Origin of the sequence: Alkalibacillus filiformis, assembly GCF_030814115.1 — a bacterium.
In the GTDB taxonomy this organism is placed as follows: domain Bacteria; phylum Bacillota; class Bacilli; order Bacillales; family Alkalibacillaceae; genus Alkalibacillus; species Alkalibacillus filiformis.
This window is the reverse complement of sequence record NZ_JAUSUP010000003.1, coordinates 62,358-86,697: the sequence shown is the minus strand read 5'-3', so window position 1 is coordinate 86,697 and position 24,340 is coordinate 62,358. Positions and strand designations below refer to the sequence as shown.

The 24,340-nt window shown below is 36.0% G+C and carries 21 protein-coding genes; 4 read left to right on the top strand and 17 right to left on the bottom strand.

What is annotated here, in order from left to right; translation table 11 throughout:
* Positions 1–21 precede the first annotated feature (21 nt).
* From J2R98_RS07280 to J2R98_RS07220, 13 genes are all read right to left on the bottom strand, one after another.
* Positions 22–807 carry a cobalamin-binding protein gene (locus J2R98_RS07280; protein ID WP_307067549.1) on the bottom strand — a complete coding sequence of 262 codons (786 nt, stop codon included), beginning with the start codon at positions 805–807 and terminating at the stop codon, positions 22–24.
* Positions 808–817: 10 nt separating this feature from the next.
* On the bottom strand, positions 818–1,996 hold the full coding sequence (gene chrA / locus J2R98_RS07275; RefSeq protein ID WP_307067547.1) for a chromate efflux transporter: 1,179 nt from the start codon (positions 1,994–1,996) through the stop codon (positions 818–820).
* Positions 1,997–2,128: 132 nt separating this feature from the next.
* On the bottom strand, positions 2,129–3,904 hold the full coding sequence (locus J2R98_RS07270) for a methyl-accepting chemotaxis protein (RefSeq protein ID WP_307067545.1): 1,776 nt from the start codon (positions 3,902–3,904) through the stop codon (positions 2,129–2,131).
* A 206-nt stretch (positions 3,905–4,110) separates the two neighbouring features.
* A complete protein-coding gene (locus tag J2R98_RS07265; RefSeq protein WP_307067543.1) occupies positions 4,111–5,160 on the bottom strand; it encodes a SpoVR family protein in 1,050 nt (349 codons plus the stop codon).
* Between the two features lie 170 nt (positions 5,161–5,330).
* On the bottom strand, positions 5,331–5,924 hold the full coding sequence (locus tag J2R98_RS07260; RefSeq protein ID WP_307067541.1) for a YhcN/YlaJ family sporulation lipoprotein: 594 nt from the start codon (positions 5,922–5,924) through the stop codon (positions 5,331–5,333).
* 101 nt (positions 5,925–6,025) lie between these two features.
* Positions 6,026–6,736, bottom strand: a complete 711-nt coding sequence (locus J2R98_RS07255; protein WP_307067539.1) for an ABC transporter ATP-binding protein — start codon at positions 6,734–6,736, stop codon at positions 6,026–6,028.
* The gene (locus J2R98_RS07250) at positions 6,736–7,737 is read right to left on the bottom strand and encodes an ABC transporter permease (RefSeq protein WP_307067537.1); all 1,002 of its coding nucleotides are present in this window, start codon (positions 7,735–7,737) and stop codon (positions 6,736–6,738) included. The genes J2R98_RS07255 and J2R98_RS07250 overlap by 1 nt, the downstream gene beginning before the upstream one ends.
* A complete protein-coding gene (locus J2R98_RS07245) occupies positions 7,734–8,909 on the bottom strand; it encodes an ABC transporter permease (protein WP_307067535.1) in 1,176 nt (391 codons plus the stop codon). The genes J2R98_RS07250 and J2R98_RS07245 overlap by 4 nt, the downstream gene beginning before the upstream one ends.
* Before the next feature lie 20 nt (positions 8,910–8,929).
* Positions 8,930–10,408 carry a hypothetical protein gene (locus tag J2R98_RS07240; RefSeq protein ID WP_307067533.1) on the bottom strand — a complete coding sequence of 493 codons (1,479 nt, stop codon included), beginning with the start codon at positions 10,406–10,408 and terminating at the stop codon, positions 8,930–8,932.
* 124 nt (positions 10,409–10,532) lie between these two features.
* Positions 10,533–11,762, bottom strand: a complete 1,230-nt coding sequence (locus J2R98_RS07235) for an anti-sigma factor domain-containing protein (RefSeq protein WP_307067531.1) — start codon at positions 11,760–11,762, stop codon at positions 10,533–10,535.
* A complete protein-coding gene (gene sigI, locus J2R98_RS07230) occupies positions 11,759–12,502 on the bottom strand; it encodes an RNA polymerase sigma-I factor (protein WP_307067529.1) in 744 nt (247 codons plus the stop codon). The genes J2R98_RS07235 and sigI overlap by 4 nt, the downstream gene beginning before the upstream one ends.
* 59 nt (positions 12,503–12,561) lie before the next feature.
* On the bottom strand, positions 12,562–13,377 hold the full coding sequence (locus tag J2R98_RS07225; RefSeq protein WP_307067527.1) for a S1C family serine protease: 816 nt from the start codon (positions 13,375–13,377) through the stop codon (positions 12,562–12,564).
* Positions 13,378–13,518: 141 nt separating this feature from the next.
* Entirely contained in the window at positions 13,519–14,535 is a 1,017-nt protein-coding gene (locus tag J2R98_RS07220; protein WP_307067525.1) for a TIGR00341 family protein, read from the bottom strand.
* 98 nt (positions 14,536–14,633) lie between these two features.
* Here J2R98_RS07220 and J2R98_RS07215 point away from each other — a divergent pair, with 98 nt between their 5' ends.
* From J2R98_RS07215 to J2R98_RS07205, 3 genes are read left to right on the top strand one after another with little or no spacing between them, the layout of a single operon-like run.
* Positions 14,634–16,130 (top strand): spore germination protein, encoded by a 1,497-nt coding sequence (locus tag J2R98_RS07215; protein ID WP_307067523.1) that lies wholly within the window; start codon positions 14,634–14,636, stop codon positions 16,128–16,130.
* 8 nt (positions 16,131–16,138) lie between these two features.
* A complete protein-coding gene (locus tag J2R98_RS07210) occupies positions 16,139–17,251 on the top strand; it encodes a GerAB/ArcD/ProY family transporter (RefSeq protein ID WP_307067521.1) in 1,113 nt (370 codons plus the stop codon).
* Positions 17,238–18,386, top strand: coding sequence for a Ger(x)C family spore germination protein (locus J2R98_RS07205; protein WP_307067519.1), 1,149 nt, complete (start codon positions 17,238–17,240; stop codon positions 18,384–18,386). Before J2R98_RS07210 ends, J2R98_RS07205 begins: the two co-directional genes overlap by 14 nt.
* Positions 18,387–18,421: 35 nt before the next feature.
* On the opposite strand, the gene J2R98_RS07200 is transcribed toward J2R98_RS07205, so the two are convergent.
* The 4 genes from J2R98_RS07200 to murG all read right to left on the bottom strand — a co-directional run bounded on the left by J2R98_RS07200 (position 18,422) and on the right by murG (position 22,878).
* Entirely contained in the window at positions 18,422–19,606 is a 1,185-nt protein-coding gene (locus J2R98_RS07200) for a quaternary amine ABC transporter ATP-binding protein (RefSeq protein ID WP_307067518.1), read from the bottom strand.
* Positions 19,607–20,464 carry an ABC transporter permease gene (locus J2R98_RS07195; RefSeq protein ID WP_307067516.1) on the bottom strand — a complete coding sequence of 286 codons (858 nt, stop codon included), beginning with the start codon at positions 20,462–20,464 and terminating at the stop codon, positions 19,607–19,609. It abuts the gene before it with no gap.
* 105 nt (positions 20,465–20,569) lie between these two features.
* Complete coding sequence (locus J2R98_RS07190) at positions 20,570–21,562, bottom strand: ABC transporter substrate-binding protein (RefSeq protein ID WP_307067515.1); 993 nt, start codon at positions 21,560–21,562, stop codon at positions 20,570–20,572.
* Positions 21,563–21,807: 245 nt separating this feature from the next.
* On the bottom strand, positions 21,808–22,878 hold the full coding sequence (gene murG, locus J2R98_RS07185) for an undecaprenyldiphospho-muramoylpentapeptide beta-N-acetylglucosaminyltransferase (protein ID WP_307067514.1): 1,071 nt from the start codon (positions 22,876–22,878) through the stop codon (positions 21,808–21,810).
* A 97-nt stretch (positions 22,879–22,975) separates the two neighbouring features.
* Between murG and J2R98_RS07180 the strand changes: the two genes are divergently transcribed.
* Positions 22,976–24,325 carry an MATE family efflux transporter gene (locus J2R98_RS07180; protein ID WP_307067512.1) on the top strand — a complete coding sequence of 450 codons (1,350 nt, stop codon included), beginning with the start codon at positions 22,976–22,978 and terminating at the stop codon, positions 24,323–24,325.
* Positions 24,326–24,340: the final 15 nt, after the last annotated feature.

The following is a 24,340-nucleotide window of genomic DNA, read 5'->3' as shown; positions in this document are numbered from 1 at the left end:
TTGTTATTCCTCTACAGTTGATCATGACGCTGGATAATATGTTGGATGCAGTAAATAAGCAAGTTTCTTTAACCCATCTAACAAGCGAGGGGAAGGTCTACAATACAAGTACTCTTCTAATACGTGAATTTGATCACTTTGAACGGCTTTAAGTTGATTTGCTCCTTCACGTTTTTTTAGAATGTCTGGGTTCATTTTCTTCTCTTGCACCCCAACCCATACCATACAAATTTCATCTGGGTCTTTTTGAATCACTTCTTCCCATTCAACTTGAACACTAGCTTCTTCATAGTCTGAAAAGACATTAGAAGCCCCGGCTAATTCACTTATATATGATAGCCAATTTTTCTGTCCAGGTGTAAAGATCGGTTTCGGCCACCATTCCCAGTAGATGTTTTTCTTATTAGAAATCGAGTTAGCAATTGCTCGATACTCATTAATCACTTGATAATAATCTTCATAAACTTGTTGTGCCTTTTGTTCTTTTCCAATCTTCTTACCTACTGTTAAAAGGTCATCCGCTATTTCATCCAATGAATTAGGGTCTAAAATTATATACGGCATTTGCTCTTCTTCTAACCGTTTAATGTTCTTCTCCATACCTGGTACACTTAACGAAGCTAATACTAAATCTGGTTGTAATGCTTTGACTTTGTTTATATCAATATTTAAGTCCCGCCCTACTCTTGGAAGGTTACTAATTGACTCTGGCCAATCACTATCATCATCTACACCAACGAGGAAATCAATTGCATCCAAATAAGCTAAAATCTCAGTATTACTAGGGCAGATTGAAACAATACGCATGTTAACACTCCTACATTAAGAGACTTAATAAAATATATACGACAACAACAATAATGACGACAAGCCAAGCCGGACGTTTCCAAAATTGTAATAAACTAAAACCTAACAATGCAACAGCAAAATCTAATTCTGACATGATTCCACTTGTAAAAATCGGGTGGTAAAACGCTGCTACTATAATACCAACAACAGCAGCATTAACCCCAAGTAGCGCGGCTCCAACATACTTCATTTGACGCAACTGTTGCCAAAACGGAAGTATTCCGATAATGAGTAAAAATGATGGTAAGAAAATAGCAATAGTTGCCACTAACATACCAGGTATACCATGAATAATCGTTCCTAAATAACTCGAAAATGTAAAGAGCGGTCCTGGAATCGCTTGGGCTGCACCATAACCTGCTAAAAACATGTCTTCACTAATTAAACCGCTTGGGACAAGTTCACGTTCAAGCAATGGTAAGACGACATGACCTCCACCGAAAACAATTGAACCTACTCGGTAAAATATATCAAACAACTCTATGTAAATATGGTTATAATAATGATTAAGAATCGGCAATAAAGTCAATAACCCTACAAAAATTGATAACGAAAAAGCGCCTATTTTTTTAGAAAAGGTCATAACCGCTTCCGCTTCATTTGGCTTAGCTATATTTTTAAAATATAAAGCACCGATGATCGCAGCTAATGCGATGACGATTAATTGTGTTGTTGCAAACGGGAATAGAAGTAACACCGTTGCAGAACCAACTAATAATGCGATACGTGGTAAATCAGGTGCAAGCTTTTTCCCCATATTCAATACAGCATGAGCCACGACCGCTACAGCGACAACTTTTAGTGCACCGATCCATACTGCGTCAGCTAAATCAAGTTGAATAACGTACCAAGCAAAAATCGTTAATATTAACACTGATGGTAAAGTAAAACCAATCCAGGCTAATAAACCACCGACTAAACCTCCACGTAACATTCCGATTGATATACCAACTTGACTGCTTGCTGGTCCAGGTAAAAACTGACACAATGCTATGAGGTCAGCATACATTTGATCTGAAAGCCACTTACGTCTTTGAACATATTCTTCTTGGAAGTAGGCTAAATGAGCAACTGGTCCACCGAAGGATGTTAACCCTAATCGAGTTGCAATTAAGAAAATTTCTATATATCTTGATAACCGTTCCAACTGAAACCCCCCAACTTATTAAATATTCTTTATATTAAATGTAAGAAAAGAGGCTGTATATTCATACAGCCTCTTTTTATTATAGCTTGCCAATACTTATAATGCCATATCGATGTTTATGACTTTGCTTATTTATAGTTTAAACTTCTGTACTTGACCATTTAAGTCGTCTGCTAACTGAGATAAATCGTTAGCGGCTCTTGTGATCTCATCCATTGAGCTATGCGCTTGCTCTACTGATGCAGCTGTTTCTTCTACCCCTGCTGCTGATTCTTCAGATATTGAAGCAATTTCTTCTACTGATTTATTCATTTCTTGACTATCGTTCACAACTTCTTTCAAGCTAGACGTAATCTCTTGAATTTTCCCAACAACTTCATTAATTGAGTCATTAATTTTAATAAATCTTTGTTGTGTATTTTTAATTTGTTCAGAACCTTCTTCTACTTCTGTATATCCAGACTCTAATGATTTTGTCACTTCTTTCGATTCATTTTGAATTGAATCTACAATAGTTGTAATATCACCAACTGAGTGACTCACTTGTTCTGCTAACTTACGCACTTCATCTGCTACAACAGCAAATCCTTTACCATGTTCACCAGCTCTTGCTGCTTCAATTGCAGCGTTTAACGCAAGCAGGTTCGTTTGTTCAGCGATATCTTCAATTACTTGAACAAGTTTTGAAATTTCATTAGATTGCTTGTCTAAACCTTTAACTTTTTCAACAGAATCTTCAACTATAGAATGGATCTGTTGCATTTGTGATACTGACTGAGTCATTAGCTCACGGCCTTCATCTGCCATTGACAAGACTTCTGCTGAGGCATGCGACACATTATCTCCATTTTCATAAGACATTTGGACCTTTTTCACTAATTGATCCATCATTTCAGAAATGGATGAAGCACTTTGAGCTTGAGTTTCAGAACCTGATGACAACTCTTGCATAGTTGATGCAATCTGTTCACTACCTTCACTGACTTCTTGAGCAGAACGGTTTACTAACTCACTTTGATTAGTCAATGAACTAGAAGCGTCTGATACTTTACCTATAATATTTTGAAGGTTTGCTTTCATTGTGTTCATTGAGTTAGCAAGACTACCAATTTCATCATGTCCTTTATAATTTACATCTTCCACTGATAAGTCACCATCTGCAATTTGATCTGCCACTTTAACAACAGAGTTAATATTCTTTTTAACATTACGGCTAATAACCATTAATAAAATAATCGCTATAATTACAGAAGTGATTAAGCCAACGACTAAATATGCTTGAATTTGAAACATCGCATTTCTCGTATCAACAGCTGAAGTATTAAATTCTTGCACAACCATACCTCTAAGTTCTTGAAGCATACCCACCGTATCACCACGAAGGCTATTAACTACTGCTCTAGAACCTAATGCATCTTGTTCATCACGGTTACCGATTGCATGAACAATTTCATCATTAACTATTTCAGTAATGCGTTCATTGTTAGTCATAATTTCATCCATCATTGCGTTTTGTTCACTACTTAAACCGGGGCGAACCTGCTCCCCTAAAGCAACAAACTCTTCATTTAAATCTCGATAGTTATTTACATAATTATTAGTTTTCAAAAGTACGTAATCACTAATCATGATGTCTTTTTCATTAAATACAGAAGCCATTTCTCCTACCGTAATTGCTTCTTCACTTAATTCCACTTGTTCATTGATCGTCTGGTCAGACAAGTATGCTTGTAGAAAAACAAGACCTGAAGCTATAGAAAATAGTAGTAACGTGATAGCAAAAACGACACCATACTTCTTTCCAATTGACATATTGAGTAAGGTGCCTTTTCGTTTTGATGTTTTTTGCTTCTTTTTCTCTTTATTATTCTTTGGTAACTTCACTTTTTTCTGCCCGTTCTTTCCCATGCTAATCCCCCTAAAATCCAACAAGAGTTTCCTTATTTACATGAATTTTCACAATAAAATATTAATTTTAGATTAGCATAGGCTTCGACAAAAAACAACGTTGTATTATCATTATTTACATAAATTTTAAGTCTTGATACACAGTATAAATGACTTACAATTAACCTAAACCTTACTTTGAACCGTTCTTTTATAAACCTTTTGGCTTATATCTTTACAAGATCTGGCTTAATATATAGTTTAGTTTTAAAGTGATCACGCAAGACACCTTTTAATTTAGATACTTGCTTACTACTATTTGGATTAGGCTGAAATCTAATTGTTAAGCTTTCGGTTGAGTCAGATAAAGCTTCGTCAACACGCACTTTGATCTTTCCGTTGTATAAAGCTGAATGAATGAGCTGTTGTTTTACTTTAATGTAGTCTCTTTCTATTTGTTCACCTTTTGCATAAGCAATTTTTTGTTCATTATGTATATCTTCAGTATAGTAGCGATTAATAAATTGTGCGTCACAATATTGATTTACAATAGTTCTTCTTTCTTTTAGCCCAACTTCCTCCCACATTGCTTTGCCTAACTTATATAAATTTAATCCATAACGAGGCAGCTCATACAGTTGTAACTCAGTTAAACCAACTTCCAAACTCATTAATCCTGCCTCTTTAATTAATGGTATTTGATGATACGTAGCCCAGCCTTCGTTCATTATTTTTGTTTGACTAACTGCCTCAAAGTACTCTGCTTCATTAGCCACCATTTTAGCAAGCTCTCTTTCGGATCTACATAAATTTAGTCTATTGATTAAGCTGTCTAAATCTAACGTAGTTACATGAATTAAATTGAAAAGGTCATTCATTTTAGATAAAAACGAAACAACTTCAACATAACCATGCACTCTTACTGCTTCATCAAACATACGGCGATGTTGAAAACGTTTCATTTTTATATTTAAAACTTGTTCACTTAAGTAATTGTTATGGTATAAAAAATCAGTATGCCCAAATGAGTGAGCTAAGATCATTAAATTCATAACCTTATCGTTGTTTTCATTTATGTAAGCTATCTCATCTATTTGATCGAACATTTCTCCTATGTAGTGGTGGTTGGATTCCTTGGGCTGATACAATCGTTTTTGATAACCTTTAGCCTGTAATATGTCTAGCTCTTTGCTATCAGTAACAATCACTTTAAATGGTTTAGGCGTTAAGCCAACAAGTGAGCAACTTTCCTTCAACATTTCATAAGAGCTATTCAAAGACACCCCACCTTTTTTTGGCGATCAGATTTAGGCAATAATAAAGTGGTGAATTTATCAGCGTTCGAGTGAATTTATCAGCGTTCGAGCGAATTTATCAGCGTCCACACCAAATTGCTCAAGTATGCAAAAAGATGGAGCTACCAATCAGCTCCATCTTCCAAAAAATATTAACGTTCTAAATTAGGGAAAATTCGATCTAACATCGCATTAAACTCTTCGAAAAATCCTTCGATCGGGTCCCCTTCATTAACACGTTGAGTATAGTCATTGACCATGTTGAAGAAATCAGGATTAGCAGAAACGTAAACATTATTCAAGTCTTGCTTTGTTGATTTAACAACGTCTGCAACCTCTTCTTTAACTTCATCACTTACTTCATCAGTACCATTATCATTATTATGAAGTACAACTGCTACATATGCATTATTATCTCCAGTCATGACATATGCTTGACTAACTTCATCAACTTGGTCTGTTACATCATCAGCTGCTTCTTCAGCAACATCAAAACGCATCATACCATCTTGACCTCTATTACGATCAGTTGTACCTGTGCCAGTACCCATTTGGTTACCTTGTCGGTTCATTTGTCCTTGACGATCAGTCACGTTCATTTGACCATCATATTGACCTGTTCTGTCACCCGATTGTTGATTACCTGTTTGGTTGTTGTCACCCATTAATCCTGTGTCGTCATTCGGTTGACAAGCAGCCATTGCTAAAAATAACACAAGCATAAACGGAACTACCCAAAAGCGCATATTCCAGCCTCCTTTCCTCAATAATCTAGTCTTAGTATGGAAAGGGACGTAAAATAATATGCCTTATTCAAGTCAAAAGTGTGTTACCATTTATTACTATATCAATTTTTAACCGCAAACATCTTGTTTAATGGGCTATCAACGTACTTATACTCTTCAACTTTTTGCGATAAGTTTTCAATTGAAAATTGATCAACCATGTGTCCATCTTCTAATACCCACAACGTTTTAGCTAAATGATGTATGACGTGCCAGTCATGTGTAATTAAAACAATTGTCACTCCATCTTCGTTAAGTAAACGTAACCATTTCAACATATCGTGTTTTGCTGCCAAATCAACACCTACAAACGCTTCGTCTAAAAAAATGATGTCTGGTTTATGAATTAAGCCGACTGCTAAATTTAATTTTCTAGCCATTCCTCCACTTAACTCTTCAACCTTTTTCTTTTTAATCTCGTTTAAACTTAACGCATGCGTCATTGCTTCGATAAATTCACGGTCTTTTTGTTTAGTCATCTTTTTGTAGAAGGATAAGTGATCTTTTACTGTCATATTTGGAAAAAGAGCTAACTGTTGTGGGATATAACCAACAGGCTTAGATAAAAAAGCGTCTTGTTTATAAACAGCTTTATTGGGTTTAATTAACCCTGCCATCATTTTTAATAGTGTTGACTTCCCTGCTCCATTCGGTCCGAACAAACAAATTGAATCACCTTGCTTAACTTCAGCTGATACACCATTCAATATCATTTTGTTCTTTTTTTTATACGTAATGTTATTTAATTGAAGCATAACCTCACCTCTTTCCATCAACTTAGCCACATAGGAATTAAGAAATAAATCCACCATGCTTCACCCATGATCTGCCAATCGACTAATAAAAACATGACAACAGAGACAACCCAATACATGATCGTTAACGCTAAAAACGCCCTACGGTTCTTTAACAGCAAATTAAGAATTAATAAAAATAACACAGAACCGATACAAAGGAAAAACAAGATCCCCAGCGTATTTGTAGCTAGTTGAACGTTAAAATGTGAAGTAACTAGAGCTATACCACTTAATAATGCAGCAATGAGCACGAGCATTAACATTAACCAGCTTCGATATAATTTCACCCTTCCAAACGTATAGACCGACAAACGGTTAAGTAGTTGTGTTTCACGATATTGATCAATGACCGACGTAAAATAAGTAATGAGTAACCATATATATGCCCAAATGAATAAAAGCATTTGATTATCCTGCACTTCATAATATTCGTCAACTTGATTACCTTGTCCATACGATTGAAAGTTCATTTGGAATAACGGGTCAGGCTCAAAATAACGAAGTCCAAAATCAAACACTTCCTGCCTATTTATATCATCAAGCTCATCAGTTACAAGACGTGCCGCTTCGTGACGTACGACTGTTTCCATTAAAGTCGATGCAATATATTCCTTAAATAGACCGTCAACGATACTATGATCATATCGATACCATGTGAATAACTCATCTATGTTGCCGTTTATAACTTTTTTTTCAAAGTTATCTTCAACAACAAAGATCGCCTCAACATCACCCCTTGCCAAGCTTTGTAAATTCAATTCATCGGTTACTTGGACTGAAAAAGGCTCAAGTTCACCCACCTTTTCCATCAACTCATTAAACTCATTCTGTTCATACGGATCAACAACTTGTACCGATACACGAAAGTCGTCGGCTGTTTGCTGAAATAATGGAATGATAGTTAACAATAAAATAGGCATTAGAATGAGCAGTAACAGTGTCGTTTTTTTCGTTAATATTGATTTCCATAATATCATGTTAAAGCTTCATCCCTTCTTGTCGTAAGCCATAGCAGTAATAATAGTAAAACAACTACAACGCCCATTACTAGCCACTCAATGACAGGGATATTACCTTCATTAATTATGGTAAAAAACGATTGATTCATGATATAAGCAACACTACTCTGTGCCCATTCTGGTAAAAATGCATTTGGCAACACCAGGCCACTTATAAATAATGAGCCTATACTAATGAAACTAAATGCCAATAATGTAAAGGCTGGTACTTTAATTAAACGATCTAACAATAAGTACAATAGACAGTAAATAGCTGCAATGATCCCCCACTGCACAAGTATTAAAAACAAGTTTAATTCCAAAATTATGTTCGGAATGATTAGAGCAAATATAATGATATAGAAAATACTCAAGCTGAACAGAACGATGAATTCAGATACAGACCGTTTCCATTGAGTTAACCGAATAATAGTAAGCCTTTCTTCAATCCCGTGCCAAGCTTTAGGCTTGAAGAGAAAGTTAAAGAAGAAGATCGTTAAAACATATAGGAGGGAGACTACTCCTACATAAGCTTGTTGTTCCCAAGATAAAGTGTTGATCTCAGTTAAATTATGCTCAACAAATAAACGATTTCTATCTAAAGTTAATAGTGTAAAATGCACAGTCATTTGTTGTACAAAATCACGACGATCATCATCAGATAGCTGTGATCCAATATAGTGATTGACAGTATTAACACCACTTTGAGCAGCTGTAATGTAATCTTGTCCACTCTTCAATAATAAGTAACCAAGTTGTGAAGCAAACGGTTGGCGTTCATTTAAGTAAACGTCTATAGGTTCGTTTACACCACTTCTTAGCTGTGATGTAAACCCGTCAGGAACACGGATAATCGCTGCGACATTTTGTTGATCGACATAATCTTCTATAACACCATCTTTGCGTAAAAATTCAACATGTTCTGCCAAAGTTTCATCATTTTCTAATTGTTGTATTAACGTATTCGTTTCAAACGTTCGATCTTCATCTAGAACAATTAACGAAACATCTTCCAACTCTGTCTGAACAGACTGATAAACAATCATCCCAACAATTAAAACTAAAGCAATCGGTAAACTCACTACAAATAAGAGGAGAGCAGGTGATTTTAATATTCGTTTTAACTCAAACAAACTATAAGTTAAGACCAAGTTCTCCTCTCCTTTCTACATTAAAATGGCCACATTTCTCTAATGAGTTCATCAACTTCGTCGGTAGCTATTGATTTAGCTTGATGAAACAACCTTTCAAGTTCATATAAAACGTCCCATTCAATCCAATATGTTTCCTCTTCATCAATAGTTGGAACATCAACATCGTCTACAAAGTTAATATCTCTTTCTATTGATAATTCGATTTCGTTAAATGGTATGTCCCGTTGCCCTAACAACTCTTCACCAATGATTATATTAATGTATGTGTTATGAGCTCCACTTTGGTCACTAGATCGGTACTCATTTGTCAACTTACCTTGCAACGGATTTTGGATCGAGTCATCAGCTATATACAATTCAAAATCTGTCTGTTTTAATCCGTCTTCGTGGATTGTATGCCAATTTAACCTTGCTGCGTCATATACCTGGTTAAAGTCGTATTGTACAAAGACGTTTTGATCAACTGCTAGCCGATTTCCTTCCTCAACTCCACTTGAGGTGTGACGAACTTCAAATTTTTGTTGACTATTTTGACTTTCAACTTGTAGAACTAGTTCTGCTTCGAAGCTTTGCTCTTTTAGGAAAGTATCTAAGCTCAAATGAACATCATATAACTCCTCTTCATATTCAATAACAGTAAATAATTCTCGATTTTTAACGAACTGATTATTAAACACTGCTTCGTACAGTACATCTTTCTTTACTTCAACTTTTTCAATTGTATTTAATAAATCTTCGTTAACTTCATCATTAGCTTTAACGTTCTCAACAACTTTGGACAAAAACAAATTTGCTTCTTGTTCAGGCAATTTAACTGTAAGCTTTCGTTGGTCCCCTGCTAATTCTTCAACATCAAAATTCAAATCACTAATGAGTTGAGCAAACATTAAACCGTATCGCTCAGAACTTTGAGTTACCGAATGACGTTCAAACCAATTACTTTGTGGGTCATACCATTCAGGGACTTCTATAAAATAGTCCTCAGCATTAGGGAGTTCAAGACGATTTTTCACTCCATAAACATGCGGAAGCCAATCAGCTTGGAACTGTGTGTAACCTTCATTTTGATAAAGCATGCCATCCATCAAATGAATTCCCATTGCTTTTAACTGAAAATCGTAACTAACTTCGCTTGTATTTGGGGACAAAAAGCGTGTCCCACTTATTTCGGATGATAATAACAGACTTCTAATCGTATCTATTTGTCGTCCTCCACTACTTGAATTCACATTACCTTTTATAACAAAATCTGACTGTGAAGAGGTGTTTGACAATGAGTTCATTAGCTTATGCTCTTCTTGTGTATATTGATTAGTGTATTGTGTTAACTGTTCTACGGTCTTTTGTTCAATTTCTGCGTATTGCATAGCAGGATGACTTGTAAAAAAATAATAGCCCGCTATTAATGCGAGTATAAGAACCACACTTACTCCTAAGAGCACTTTTTGAATACGTGTTCTGAATAAACATTCTCTAAGCCCTTGTTTATCTGTCATAGTATTCTCCTGACGATTAATATTGTTAATATTATACTATTAAAGTTAGCTACCGTTAAGCATCAAATTCTCGTCATGACACTAAAAAAACACTGAATTCAAGTGAATCCAGTGTTTTGTAATATTAATCATCATTCTTTTTTTGTTGACCTGGTGGGACAAAGGCATCATCTTGACCTGGCGGTGTGAAGCCATTATTGCCTATTCCTTGGCCTGGGTGGTCATCCCAATCGCGCTGGCCTGGAGGACCGTCTTCTCCAAAAACAGGATGGTCGTCATCTTTATTGGACTCATCTTCGTCTTTTGACTGTCCATTATTATTTCCGTTACCATTTCCTTGATTTTTATTTTTTTGTTGCTTTCCATTATTCCCTGTTTCTTCTTTGCTTTCATCTTCTTGATCTTTTCGTTCTTCATTATTTGACTCTTCTTCATTAGCACGATCTTCTTGCTCTTCATCTTGTTTGGATTCAGCATCTTCTAACAATTGTTCTAAGCGATCTTCATCAATTTTTTTCTTTAAGCCTGGTGGCAATTCATCACGATTTGTTCGATCTAAAAATCGTGCCAAAACTTCTTCAATCCGCTCATTTTGACTAGCTTTACTTTCTTGCTCACCCTCATCATTACTAACTTGTTCAGAGACTACTGCTTCTTCTTGCTCCTCTTGTTCTTCACGTGAATCCCCATAGAGAACTTCTGTTGCATACATGACATTCATTGATGTATTTACCTTAACCGCTTCATCTCTTAAGTCTTTTGAAATTTCAAACGACGCTATATTTATGTCATGATCAAATTCACTTAATAATTGATTGGATAATGAATTTAATAATTGCCTCTCATCTACTTGATCTACATAACTAACGCCTAGTAAGACTTGTCGATCGTTATCTAAGTATCCTAAATCCCGACTTAAAGAGATTACGTTTGTCGATACGGTTTCTAGCGATTCCCCTTTAAAATCACCTATTTCACTCAGCATACTACTCCCATCATCATTTAAAGGTTCAGCATCAATAATGTCGTATGAATCATCAACTGTAAACTCAATGCTCGGATTAATATCTAAATTAATATAAGCATAAGCATGAGATTCATTTTGGTTCAACCATGTAAAGAATGGGAATATTAAAGCGAGACATAAGACAACCATTGCTAATGCTCTCCACTGACTTCTAGTCTGAAGTGAATTTAACGCATGAGCTATAATTGACCTTTCTTCCACTGGTGTGAAACTGACTTCTTCGCCGATTTGAACTGCGCGCTCTACTTTTGCTTTATAAAAAGATCCATCTGGCGTCAGCATAATATAATGTCTCCGCTTCGCTTCTACGACAACTCCCTTTTTCATTCATTCACCCCCTGTACATACTCTTTTAAATACGTGAAGTCTTCTGTAAGTAAAACAAAGACAGCGAGAATATATTTACGATTACGTTCGATTGTCTTCTTGCTGACATTAACATGGGGTTCAATCCTTTTAATTGGTAATCGTTTTTTAGTTAAGACATATTCCCTAAACTCTTCGTTCTCATAGACGAATCGAGCCACTTCTTTAGCCGATTCTTTAGCATCTTGGTGCTTAGGAGAGACAGAGACTAATTCTGAGAAAGATAATTTATAGTCTTTTAACTTTCGATTGTACTCTTCAATCTCCATTTGGCGATACCAAGTAGCTTGATCTTCTTCAAACACATCTTTAGAAACTTGAGAAAGTCTCCAATCTGCTGCATTTGTTTGTTCTTCTTCACCATCTGATTGATCAAGCGAAACTGTTGTTACATCAACTGATTCTTTTCTAATGTAATCAATTACCTTTCGGGTAATCACAAGTCGTGCGAACGTTAAAAATGAACTCCCCTTCTCTTCAGAATAAGAATCGATCGCTTCGTTAAAAGCCATAAAACCTACACTGAACTCATCATCCCGCTCAGGGTCTATATAACGTTTGCAAACTTTTGAAACTGATGTTGCTATGAAAGGTTGATAGCTCGACAACAGATGATGACGGGCATCTTCATCCCCATGCTGAACAGCACGGACCTGTTCTTCGAGGGGAACGTCTTTACTATTTTTTAGACGTTGTAACACCCCTCATCACCCCCAACTATTTATATTTTTCGTAATCAAATTGTAATATTTGACCGTCTTTACTCATTAAAATGTTCATAAAATAAATCAATCGGTACTGCTAGACCTACGCGCCCATGTTCATCCTCTGTTCTTGTAGCATAAATGACAGCAATAACCTCTCCTGATTGGTTAATGACTGGGCTACCACTATTACCACTGTAAATTGGTGCATCTAAAACTAGAATATCACCATCTATATTCCCTACCGAAGACTCACCAATAATAGTTCCTTCATTGGCAATGCCACTAAAACCTAGCGGACTCCCAATAAAATAGAAAGGCTCATTCGGTTCATAACTCGCTGCGTCTGCCAAATCAAGCTCTGGGAATCCATCTCCGTCAACTTTTAATAAAGCTAAGTCTATTTCCGGTACCGATTCTTCAATTGTTGCGCCATAAGGTCCATCTCCATCAAAATAAATCCATAACCGTTCACGTTCATTAATAACATGCTCATTTGTTATGACATAACCGTCCTCTGAAATGACAAAACCAGTTCCTCTTCCGATTCCTGTATCAACTGTAACAACCGATTCTCGATAAGATTGTACTTCTTCATCCATCATTAATTGTGCTGACGTTCTTAAAAAATCAATCGCTGGAATTGGATACATCGCTGGTAATGTCGCAGCTATATTAAAAAATAGAAAAACAGCAATTAGCCAAAACATCCACTTCGGAAAAGGACGCTTCGGCTCCATTCTCTCTTCTTTTCTTCTTTGATTAATTCGCTCTTTTTCCTCATACAGTAATTCTTTAATCTCTTCTTCTTCAAGGTCTTCATATAAATCAACTTCATCTTCTGTTTCGGGTCGCTTATATTCATCAGTCATTTATATTCCCCTCAATACCGCCCGTAAAGTCTCACGTCGTTTGTTACATCATATAGTATACACGATTTCGACGCAATACCTTAACATATGCATTATACCAAAGGATGAGCAAGCCTTTAATAACAATTAGATTACAAATGATTACATACTTAAAATTAATACCACTACTAAAGTAATAAACAATAAAGCAACAATAGCAGTTGAAAGAATTCGAGAGACGTTAATCGTCACTTCTTCTTTCCACTTAACTGGTCGTATACCACTAACAAAAAAGATTATAATTCCACTTAGAAAAATACAAGTTACATTAGTCATAATCAGTAAGGAAGACCAATACGTATCTACCCATAACATTTGTCCAATAGATATTCCAAATGTGACTGTTGGAGGAAGTAAGGCGACTGCCACCATAACCCCTACCATGCCACTTGACACACGGTTAAGTAATGCAAGAGCTCCTGCTGCACCAGAGGCTAATGCAATAAAAATATCCGCAATAGATACAGTCGTTCTAGAAGTATATTGTGTTGTTTGTGTTCCCTCTTCGAAAAAGTAACCGAATGAACTTGCAATCCCTACAATAATGGCAAAGCCTATGACTAAGGTTGAAATTGATTGCCAAAGCCTTCTTAAATCTCCTAACACAGCAGCGAAAGACACAGAAATTGCTGGACCAATTAATGGGGCAATAGCCATCGCTCCAATCACGACGGCTTCACTGTCATTTATAAAACCACCAGCTGCCACTATAGCTGAAAAAATAATTAACAATGTATAGTTCATCGTCAGCTGACTTTTTTTATCAATTGTATGCGTTAATTCTTGTCGACTAGCCCTTAACAATTTACCTGTATCTTCATTTTTTTCTTCTTTCTTTATATCCTTCTCTTCTTTTTCTCGCTCTTTGATCGTTTCTCGAGAAAAGTAAGTATGAACCGGAAAAAGAATCGTCTCAAAGCCTTCCGACAAACTTGACACAGCCTCTAAATAATCTAACACCTCTTCTACTTCTTCTTCCGCTACAATCATGCGCATTAATACACGGTCGTTAATCTCATATTCCTTCCACACACTCTCTTGGGAGAACTTGTCTAGAGCTGGTTTTACATCTTCATACTTATGTTTCGGAATGTAAACTTCTATTAATTGCATACTCATCCTGTAATCTCATTCCCCTCACAATGTTTTCCTTAGTATTTACATATTTTCACCAAACAATCGCATACTATGTTCAAACGTTTGTGAGGGAGAAATCTATGAAACGTCGATTCAAAAAATCAAGCTATTTTCCATGCAAATTAGAACAACTAGAACAAGACTTAAAAGACCAATACTTCCATGCATCGCCAGACTTAGCTTCTAAGATCATTCATCACGATGGAAAAAGATGTATAATTGTTTTCATTGATTATTTAGTAGATAAAAACTATCTATACAATCAAGTCATCGGAGAAATTCAACATACACCAAAATGGGATCATAAAACATTTAAAGATACCATTCCAGTTTCAGATTCAAAACAACATACAGAGTTAAATGCAATAGGAGATGAATTGTTAGAAGGAGCTGCTTGTGTATATGTTGAAGGTGAACAAAATTGTTTAACGTTTTTAATTCCTCGTGTAGAAAAACGTCAACCTGATCGAGCAGAAACTGAATCACTTATATTCGGCCCGAAAGTTTCATTTACTGAATCTTTGGACACAAACTTAAATCTAATTCACAAACGAATGGATACGAGTTCCTTAAAAGTTGAGAAATTCGTAATTGGAAATACCGTCCCAACAGAAGTGAGGATGGTGTACTTAGAAGATTTGGCTAATGAAGATAATGTTCAAGAGTTAAGAGGACGTCTTAGTGTTCTTAATGTTGACGATGTTCTCGATTCATCAACGTTAACTCAACTAATTGAAGATAATTCATACTCTATTTTTCCACAATTTCTTACAACAGAATTACCCGATCGTTTCTGTTATTCACTTAAAGAAGGAAGATTAGGTATATTAGTAGATAAAAGTGGGTCCGGAATTGTAACTCCTTCTTCATTTTTTAGTTTTTTCCAGACAACAGAAGATAATTATACTCGTTGGAATATGGGAGCATTCACTCGGTTATTACGTATTATTGCGATGGTTATTTCCATTACGTTAACGCCTACTTATGTCGCGGCTCTCACATACCATTACGAAATCATCCCAGATGCACTCCTTGTATCATTAGGTCATTCAAGGACACGCGTACCGTTTCCACCTTTATTGGAAGCACTCATATTAGAATTTTTGATTGAGCTAATTCGTGAGGCCGGGGCACGATTACCGACAAAAGTCGGTCAGACGATGGGTATCGTAGGAGGAATCGTAATCGGACAAGCTGTTGTGCAAGCAGGTTTTACGAGTAACATTTTAATTATCATTGTCGCATTAAGTGCTTTAGCATCCTTTACAACACCAAGCTACTTAATGGGTTCAGCGATTCGTATCATTCGCTTCCCACTCATGATCTTTGCTGGACTGTGGGGATTTGTCGGTTTAGTGTTTAGCTTTGCATTTATTGCCATTCACTTAGTGAAACAACGTTCATTAAATCGCCCGTATTTTGTTCCTGTATATCCTTTTCAGCCACGAGACATTGATAATTCAATATTTCGATTACCTTTTCTACACAGTAACAAACGTGCTTACTCAAACAAACCGAAGAGAATCCAACGCTTCCCTAAACCTAAGAAGCAAAAAAAATCCGATATTGACGAATAGGTGCTATTATGGCTCAACTGCAAATTCCACTAGATAAAAAAATAAAAGCTGTTTATTTATTGATCGTCCTACACACGATGCAAATCGGTGTTGGTATTGCAGGTTACCCTCGCCTCGTATATTTGGAAGCAGGGCGTGACAGCTGGATTTCGATTATTATTGCAGCTATTGTTTTGCATCTAACCATTGCTTGTATCGTTTTTATTTTAAACACAAATAAAGATACTGATTTACATGGTATTTTGACAAATTGGTTTGGCAGTTTTATTGGGAAGTCAATCACCGTAGTGTTTATTGTTTATTTTTTCTTTATGTTTTTAAGTGTGATGATAAATTACATTGAGTTCGTTCAAGTGTTTATCTTCCCACAAATGTCTCCTTGGTTTATAACAGCCGCTTTACTAACACTTGTCTTATACGCTGTTATAGGAGGCGTACGTATTGCAGTTGGTACATCCATTGTATTTTTCTTTGGGGCCATTTGGATGGTTGGTTTATTGTATAAACCCATTACTTTAATAGACATTGATGGATATTTACCTATGTTTGAATCAGAACCGCGTGCCATTTTAGAAGGAGCAAAAGTAACTTCATTCACTATATTAGGTTTTGAATTATTATGGTTTCTGTACCCTTACATTCATGATAAATCAAAAGTTAATCGTTTTAGTCAGCTCGCAATGGCTTTTACGATTGCGATGATCTTTACTGTGACAATGGTCTCTATTGGTTTTTTTAGTCGAGGTCAACTAGAAGGCAAAATTTGGCCAGCCTTATCAATGATGAAAGTGATTTCATTTCCGATGTTTGAACGGTTCGATATTTTAGCTGTTGCTTTATGGATGATTATTATATTACCTAATATGATCTTACTTGCTTGGATGATAAGTATTAGCGCAAAACGGGTTTTCGGGTGGAAACAAAAGTACTTTTTATATCTTTTGGTTTTGATTGCGTTTATTTGTCAGTACCAATTTGATAATCGTTATTATGTCAATATGTTGACCGACTATGTAGGTCAGGTTGGATTGTATTTAGGGTTTTTATTTCCGTTTTTATTATTACCATTTGCAATTTTTAAACGGGTGAAAGGAAAGAACAAAGCCGATGCGAAAAACTAACTATTTAGGCATAATATTTAGCTTACTCATACTGATCACTTCAACATCATGCATAGAACCTAATATTATTGAAGAATTAGGTATTGTTACGGCATACGGTTTTGATCAAAACGAAGACACACAAGAAATTGAAGGAACTGTCGTATTGTACCAATTCAACCCTGACATTACGGATGCTTCACAAATTATCCATAGTGACGGAAAAACGTTTGATACAATTCGTTCTAACGCGAACAAACAATCAGGTTATCAAATTGTAAATGGGCAATTACAAACTATATTGTTCGGTCCTTCCATTTCAGAAGAAGGGATTTTTCCTTACTTAGATACAATCGAGCGTAACGCCGCAGTTTCAGACATGTTATATGTTGCAGTCGCCGATCAACCCACTCGAGACCTAATGTCTGCTTCAAACTATGAGGAGGCGCCGAATATCGGTATTTATCTACATCGATTAATTGAAACAGCTGTTAAAAATGAAGTAATTATAAGTAGTACATTTCACGAGTTTATGCGCTCATATTTTCGTGCCGGTTTAGATCCTGTTGTTCCAATATTAACTGTAGAAGATAATAAAGTTGAGGTAAATAGTATTGGAGCAATGCAAGATGATATTCTTGTTGGTACTTATTCAATGGATGAAATATTTTATGCAAGGTTAATTCGTGATCGGTTTAAACAAGGGAGAACGGAATTAACAATGGATCTAAATGATTTTGAAGGATATATTGCGGAGTATGTACACGATCCACGAGGAGATGAAATGCACGTCGTACTGGACCAACTAGGTAGCACGGCGACAATTAGAGTAGTTGATATCGACGCTTTAGCTTTTGAAGTCGACATTAAACTAGATGGGCGAGTCATTGAGTTATCTCACCGCATTAACTTAGATGAGCCTGAACCACTTCATAAGATGGAAAGAGAAGTTGAAAGGCAAATAGAAGAGAATCTAACAAAAGTAGTTGAGAAATCACAAGAATTAAATTCTGACATTTTTGGTTTCGGTACTAAATATAATAACAGAACACGTGGTCAACCATTAACGAGTGAAGAATGGCGCGACTTATTTCCGAATATCGAGGTCGATTACAACGTGAGTGTTGAAATAAAACGTTTCGGGATTGTACAGTAAAAAAGGTTAAGGCCTACGCCTTAACCTCTTTTATTTTATCCATTCTCTGCAATCAAACTTGATAATACGTGTACTCGTAAAATAATGCCTTCTAAACGTTGTTCTTCGTTGACTACAGCAATCGGATATTTTGTATCAACTGCTTTTGGAATGATTTCTTCTAAATATGCTTCTCTTGATACAGTCTCAATTTGCTTAACCATAACATCTTCAAGTGATTTCTTTTCTTTAATACCTTTAATCGCATCATCAATCGTAACAATGCCCTGTAATTTCCGGCTACGGTCGGTAACAAATACACTCGATAAGCCATTTGCTTCCATCTCTCTTACAGCAACGTTTAAACCGTCTTTTAAAGAGACAACTGCATTAGGCTTCATCATAACATTCTCAGCTTGTATAATTTTCGAACGATCAATATCTTTAATAAACTCAGAAATATAATCATTCGCTGGTTCTTCTAGAATGGATTCTGGTGTACCTGTTTGAACAACTTTTCCATCTTTCATTACTGCTACGCGATCACCAATTTTAAACGCTTCATTAATATCGTGTGTAATGAAAATAATCGTTTTCTGTAATCGCTCTTGTAAGTCTAGTAATTCTAATTGCATTTCACGACGAATGAGTGGATCTAGTGCACTAAACGGCTCATCCATTAAAAGAATATCAGGATCATTTGCTAACGCTCTTGCTAAACCAACACGTTGCTGCATTCCTCCTGACAATTCATCAGGATATTTATCTTCCCAACCTTTTAAGCCTACACTTTCTAAGTTTTCTCTAGCTACTTTACGACGTTCTTCTGTTGGTACACCACGAATCTCTAAGCCATATTCAACGTTGCCTAGCACCGTTCTATGACTAAACAACCCGAAATGTTGGAAGACCATCGCAATTTTTTTCTGACGATACTGTTTAAGCTTTTCACCTTTAAACTTAACGACATCTTCCCCATCAACTTCGATTGCCCCTTTCGTTGGCTTGTTTAATAGGTTTAAACATCGAATTAAAGTCGATTTACCACTACCAGAAAGTCCCATAATAACGAATAATTCGCCTTCTTCAATTTCCAAATTAGCATCGTAAACACCAACTGTATTACCTGTCTCAGCTAAAATATCATCTTTAGATTTTCCTTGTTCAACTAAAGGGATCGCAGACTTTGGTTTAGGACCAAATATTTTGGATACATTATTTATTTTCATTTTAACACTCATTTAATGATCCCCCTTATCTCGTTGGAACCTATCACCGATTCCTGCTGTAACTCGATCAATAATAATTGCTAAGAAAACGATACTAATACCTGCTTCAAATCCTAATGCAATATCGAGACGGTTAATCGCGATTAAGACCTGTTCACCTAAACCACCTGCACCAACCATTGATGCAATAACAACCATCGCTAAAGCCATCATAGTTGTTTGGTTAATACCTGCCATGATCGTTGGAATAGCTTGTGGTAATTGAACCTTAAATAGAATTTGTTTTCTTGATGAACCGAACGATTCAGCTGATTCAACCACTTCTTTGTCTACATTACGGATCGCTAACTCCGTTAAACGAATAACTGGTGGTACTGCATAGATAATCGTTGCGAATACGGCTGGGACGTTACCTAATGAAAAGAAGAAAATTGCTGGAATTAAATAAATGAAACTTGGCATCGTCTGCATAGCATCTAGTATAGGACGCATAAATACAGAAAATGGTTTATTTAATGCCATAAAAATTCCTACTGGTATACCAATCATTATACAGATTACAACGGCAGTTATAACGATGGCCACTGTAATCATTAACTCTTCCCAAAAACCGAAACTACCGACTAAAAAGATAAACGTACTAAAAAGTAAACCGGACTTCCAATTTTGAAAATACAAACCGATGAGAAATACAAGTATTAAAATTAACCACCAAGGTAAAAAATTCAAAAAGTCATCAAATGCAGTTATCGTACTTGATGTTAACCAAGCTATAAAATCAAAAAACGGCTCTAAATTATTTTGTAAAAAACTAACAATAAAATCGGCTCCATCACCTAACGGAATCGAAATATTAGGAAAATCTTGCATTGTTTCACCTCAAATAATTTTTATGAACTTTTTCATTACGGCATAAATGGCAAAAAGGCAGCTAGCCACCATTACGATCATGGCTAACTACCTTTTATACAGAGTTTAAATACCTAACTCTTCTTTCACGCTTTCAGCCACATCTTCTGGAACCCAATCTGTCCAAAGATCTTCGTGTAATTCCATCCAATAAACTGCTGCTTCTTCAGGAGAAGCATCTTCTTCTAATATGTGAACTAGAGCCTCTTCTGTAAGTGCAGTAGACGTTTCATAGTTCTGTAAAAACTCATATACTTCTGGAGCTTGTTCAGGAAAATCTTCATGAACCGCTACTGTTACATCATTTGGTGGAAATTCTGTACCACGTGTTTCTTGCCATACTTCTTCGTCATAAGGGTTGTCCTCAAGTAACGTTATATCGTATGAAGCTGTTACCCATGTTGGTGACCAATAGTAACCAACCCAAGGCTCACCTGACTCATAAGCTGAGGCCAGTGACGATACTAGTGCCGCATCTGAACCTGGTGACATAATATTATACATCTCATCTAAACCATAATACTCAATCTTCTCAACAATCGTTTCATTTACCGCCCAGCCAGATGGACCATTAACAATTCGCCCCATATCATTATCTTCAGGATCTTGGAAAACTTCTGGATAGTCTGCTAAATCTTCAACTGTTTCTAGTCCCGGAGCAAGCGGTTCAATACCACGTTCTTCATCACCTTCAATCACATATGTTGGTACGTATAAACCTTGCTCATTGTCATCGAAGTTAATAGATACTTCGATAATCTCACCTGCGTCAATTGCTTCTTCATAAACTTCACGAATATTATCTGTCCAAACTTCAGAGTAGACATTAATATCGCCATCTCTTAAACCTTGAACAGTGTTTGGAGTTGAGCCACTCAACGTGTCCGTCTCAAAACCGTAACCATACTCCATAATGTTTTGCATAATCGCATTATGAACCTTGATACTGTTCCAATCAGCATCTGCTAAAACAATTTCTTCTAACTCCCCGTCGTCATCACCACAAGCTGCAAGTACGAGTAGACTTGCCATGATGACTAAACTAAACCACTTTTTCATCATTAACTCTCCCTTTTAAATGTCCTCTTGTCGGACGAATTTTTGTATATTTTGTCGAAACCACATTTCATTATATTTTGTTGGTAATTTTCTATCAATTTCGATTTAGGTTGATAATCAGCTATATTTGTACAAATTATTCTGTTATTTATAGTTAAAGTATCAAAATGGCAAGATCAAACTAAATAACTCCATTATTTGCCGAAAAACAAAGGTGTTGCCAATATTTAGGCAACACCTTTTACTTAAGTCATTGTATTTTTTATTAATTCGATGACGTCATCTTTAGTTTTTAACGGTTGATAAGCTTCCATGTTTTGTTTATATGTCGATTCGTTTTCTTTTAGATCTTGAACAACATGAAACAATGAATCCATTGTCACTTCTTCATCTTCTAGCACTTGAGCATAACCACGTTTCTCAAATGACTTGGCATTTAATATTTGATCCCCTCTACTTACTTGGCTAGATAACGGAATTAATACCATTGGTTTCTTTAACGCTAAAAATTCAAAAATAGCATTGGCACCAGCACGGGAAATAACAAAGTTAGATAAAGCTAATAAATCTTTTAATTCATCGGTTACATATTCGTATTGAACATATCCTTCTTGATTGATTGAGTCGTCTAACTTACCTTTACCACACAAGTGAATGACTTGGTATTGTTTTAATAATTGAGGTAACGCTTTTCTAACAGATTCATTGATGCTTTGCGCTCCAGCACTGCCTCCCATAACAAGTAACGTCGGCTTTTCACGAGTGAAACCTGTGAACTCTTCAGCCCGTTTTATGTCACCTTCAAACAACTCATCACGAACAATGGCACCGATATTAATCGCTTTCTTTTGTGGTAAATGTTCATTCGTTTCTGGAAATGTCGTTAAAATATACTTCGCAAAATTAGTAGCGATTTTATTTGCTAAACCAGGTGTATAGTCCGACTCGTGAATAATTGAAGGTACACCTGCCATACGAGAAGCCATAACAACTGGTACTGAAACAAATCCACCTTTAGAAAAGACTAGTCTTGGTTTAACCTGTTTAATTATTTTACGGGCTTGCATAACACCTTTAAGAACTCGGAATGGGTCTTTCATATTTTCTAGCGACATGTAACGCCTTAGTTTCCCTGTCGCTATGCCGTGGTAAGTAACTCCTTCCATTCCTTCTACTAATTCTCGTTCGATCCCTTCATAGGACCCTATATAATGAATTTCATAACCTTCTTTAACGAACTGTGGCATTAATGCCAGGTTAACGACAACATGACCTGCTGTCCCACCGCCTGTAAATACTAATTTTTTTTGATTCATATTTATTAAACTTCCTTTCTGTCTAGTTCATACAATTTACGCTATAATGACATATTAGCAAACAATTAAACGTTAGAGTATAGGGAAGGCGTTAAAAATGTATCAAACTCACTCTATTGTTGAGAAAATAACACTTTTTATTAAAGTTTTAATCCCAATATTAATTACTCAAGTCGGTATTTATTTAATGAATGTATTCGATACAGTTATGGCTGGGCAAGTTTCAGCAGAAGATTTAGCTGGAGTCGCAATTGGGTCATCTATATGGATACCTGTTTTAACTGGGATTAATGGTATTTTATTAGCCATTTCACCGATTGTCGCTCAGTTATCTGGAGCGAATGAGCGAGATCGTATACCATTTGCAGTTAAACAAGGATTATATTTAGCCATAACCATTTCACTCATGATGCTGCTTTTAGGCTACCTTTTCCTTGATTCTATTTTGTCATTGTTATCAATTGACCCTAATGTATATCATGTCGCAAAGTACTACTTAGCAGCTCTCGGAATTGGCATGGTCTTTTTGTTTTCATTTAATTTAATGCGTTCATTTATCGACGCCTTAGGTCAAACGAAAACCTCCATGCTCATTATACTATTTGCTCTGCCTTTAAATGCATTTTTTAATTATATGTTTATTTTCGGAAACTTTGGTGCACCAGAACTTGGTGGGGTTGGTGCTGGCGTTGCTTCAGCCATTACGTATATGGTTTCTTTTTTCTTATCAATTATCATTGTGCACAAAGTACAACCATTTAGACGGTATCAAGTGTTTAAGCAGTTTGTCCGCCCTTCGCTTAATGCATGGAAAGAACAACTTAAAATTGGTATTCCGATTGGTTTTACGATTTTTTTTGAGACGAGTATTTTTGCAGCTGTTACGCTACTTATAAGCGTCTATGATACCGTCACAATTGCCGCTCACCAAGCAGCGATGAATTTTGCATCGATCTTTTATATGCTTCCACTCGCTATTGCGATGGCATTAACGATCTCAGTCGGATTTGAAGTTGGGGGTAAACGTCTTCAGGACGCAAAGACTTATAGTTTAATTGGGATTAGCTCAGGTTTATTTTTTGCTATTTTAAGTGGCGTATTAATTTTTGTATTTCGTGAAGAAGTGTCACAACTATATAGTAATGATCCTGATGTTATTCAACTCATGCAACACTTTTTAATTTATGCGATTTTCTTTCAATTATCTGATGGGTTTGGTACTCCAATCCAAGGAGCTTTAAGAGGCTATAAAGATGTTAATGTCACTTTAATCATTGCATTTATTTCATTTTGGATTATTGGTTTACCTTCTGGAATACTGATCGCTCAATATACGAGTTTAGGTCCATTTGGTTATTGGATGGGGTTAATTATCGGTTTAGCAACTGGAGCTATAATTTTAATTGGACGATTAATTCAAAAGTTACGCTTTGAAGCAAGCTCATAAAAAATCCACAATCAG

Excerpts from the sequence above, each read along its gene's own strand:
- J2R98_RS07220 (WP_307067525.1), bottom strand. The coding sequence starts at position 14,535 with ATGAGTATGCAATTAATAGAAGTTTACATTCCGAAACATAAGTATGAA.
- J2R98_RS07215 (WP_307067523.1), top strand. The coding sequence starts at position 14,634 with ATGAAACGTCGATTCAAAAAATCAAGCTATTTTCCATGCAAATTAGAA.
- J2R98_RS07210 (WP_307067521.1), top strand. The coding sequence starts at position 16,139 with ATGGCTCAACTGCAAATTCCACTAGATAAAAAAATAAAAGCTGTTTAT.
- J2R98_RS07235 (WP_307067531.1), bottom strand. The coding sequence starts at position 11,762 with ATGAAAAAGGGAGTTGTCGTAGAAGCGAAGCGGAGACATTATATTATG.
- J2R98_RS07190 (WP_307067515.1), bottom strand. The coding sequence starts at position 21,562 with ATGAAAAAGTGGTTTAGTTTAGTCATCATGGCAAGTCTACTCGTACTT.
- J2R98_RS07260 (WP_307067541.1), bottom strand. The coding sequence starts at position 5,924 with ATGCGCTTTTGGGTAGTTCCGTTTATGCTTGTGTTATTTTTAGCAATG.
- J2R98_RS07250 (WP_307067537.1), bottom strand. The coding sequence starts at position 7,737 with ATGATATTATGGAAATCAATATTAACGAAAAAAACGACACTGTTACTG.
- J2R98_RS07240 (WP_307067533.1), bottom strand. The coding sequence starts at position 10,408 with ATGACAGATAAACAAGGGCTTAGAGAATGTTTATTCAGAACACGTATT.
- J2R98_RS07195 (WP_307067516.1), bottom strand. The coding sequence starts at position 20,464 with ATGCAAGATTTTCCTAATATTTCGATTCCGTTAGGTGATGGAGCCGAT.
- J2R98_RS07200 (WP_307067518.1), bottom strand. The coding sequence starts at position 19,606 with ATGAGTGTTAAAATGAAAATAAATAATGTATCCAAAATATTTGGTCCT.
- murG (WP_307067514.1), bottom strand. The coding sequence starts at position 22,878 with ATGAATCAAAAAAAATTAGTATTTACAGGCGGTGGGACAGCAGGTCAT.
- J2R98_RS07180 (WP_307067512.1), top strand. The coding sequence starts at position 22,976 with ATGTATCAAACTCACTCTATTGTTGAGAAAATAACACTTTTTATTAAA.
- J2R98_RS07255 (WP_307067539.1), bottom strand. The coding sequence starts at position 6,736 with ATGGAAAGAGGTGAGGTTATGCTTCAATTAAATAACATTACGTATAAA.
- J2R98_RS07225 (WP_307067527.1), bottom strand. The coding sequence starts at position 13,377 with ATGACTGATGAATATAAGCGACCCGAAACAGAAGATGAAGTTGATTTA.
- J2R98_RS07280 (WP_307067549.1), bottom strand. The coding sequence starts at position 807 with ATGCGTATTGTTTCAATCTGCCCTAGTAATACTGAGATTTTAGCTTAT.
- J2R98_RS07205 (WP_307067519.1), top strand. The coding sequence starts at position 17,238 with ATGCGAAAAACTAACTATTTAGGCATAATATTTAGCTTACTCATACTG.
- J2R98_RS07270 (WP_307067545.1), bottom strand. The coding sequence starts at position 3,904 with ATGGGAAAGAACGGGCAGAAAAAAGTGAAGTTACCAAAGAATAATAAA.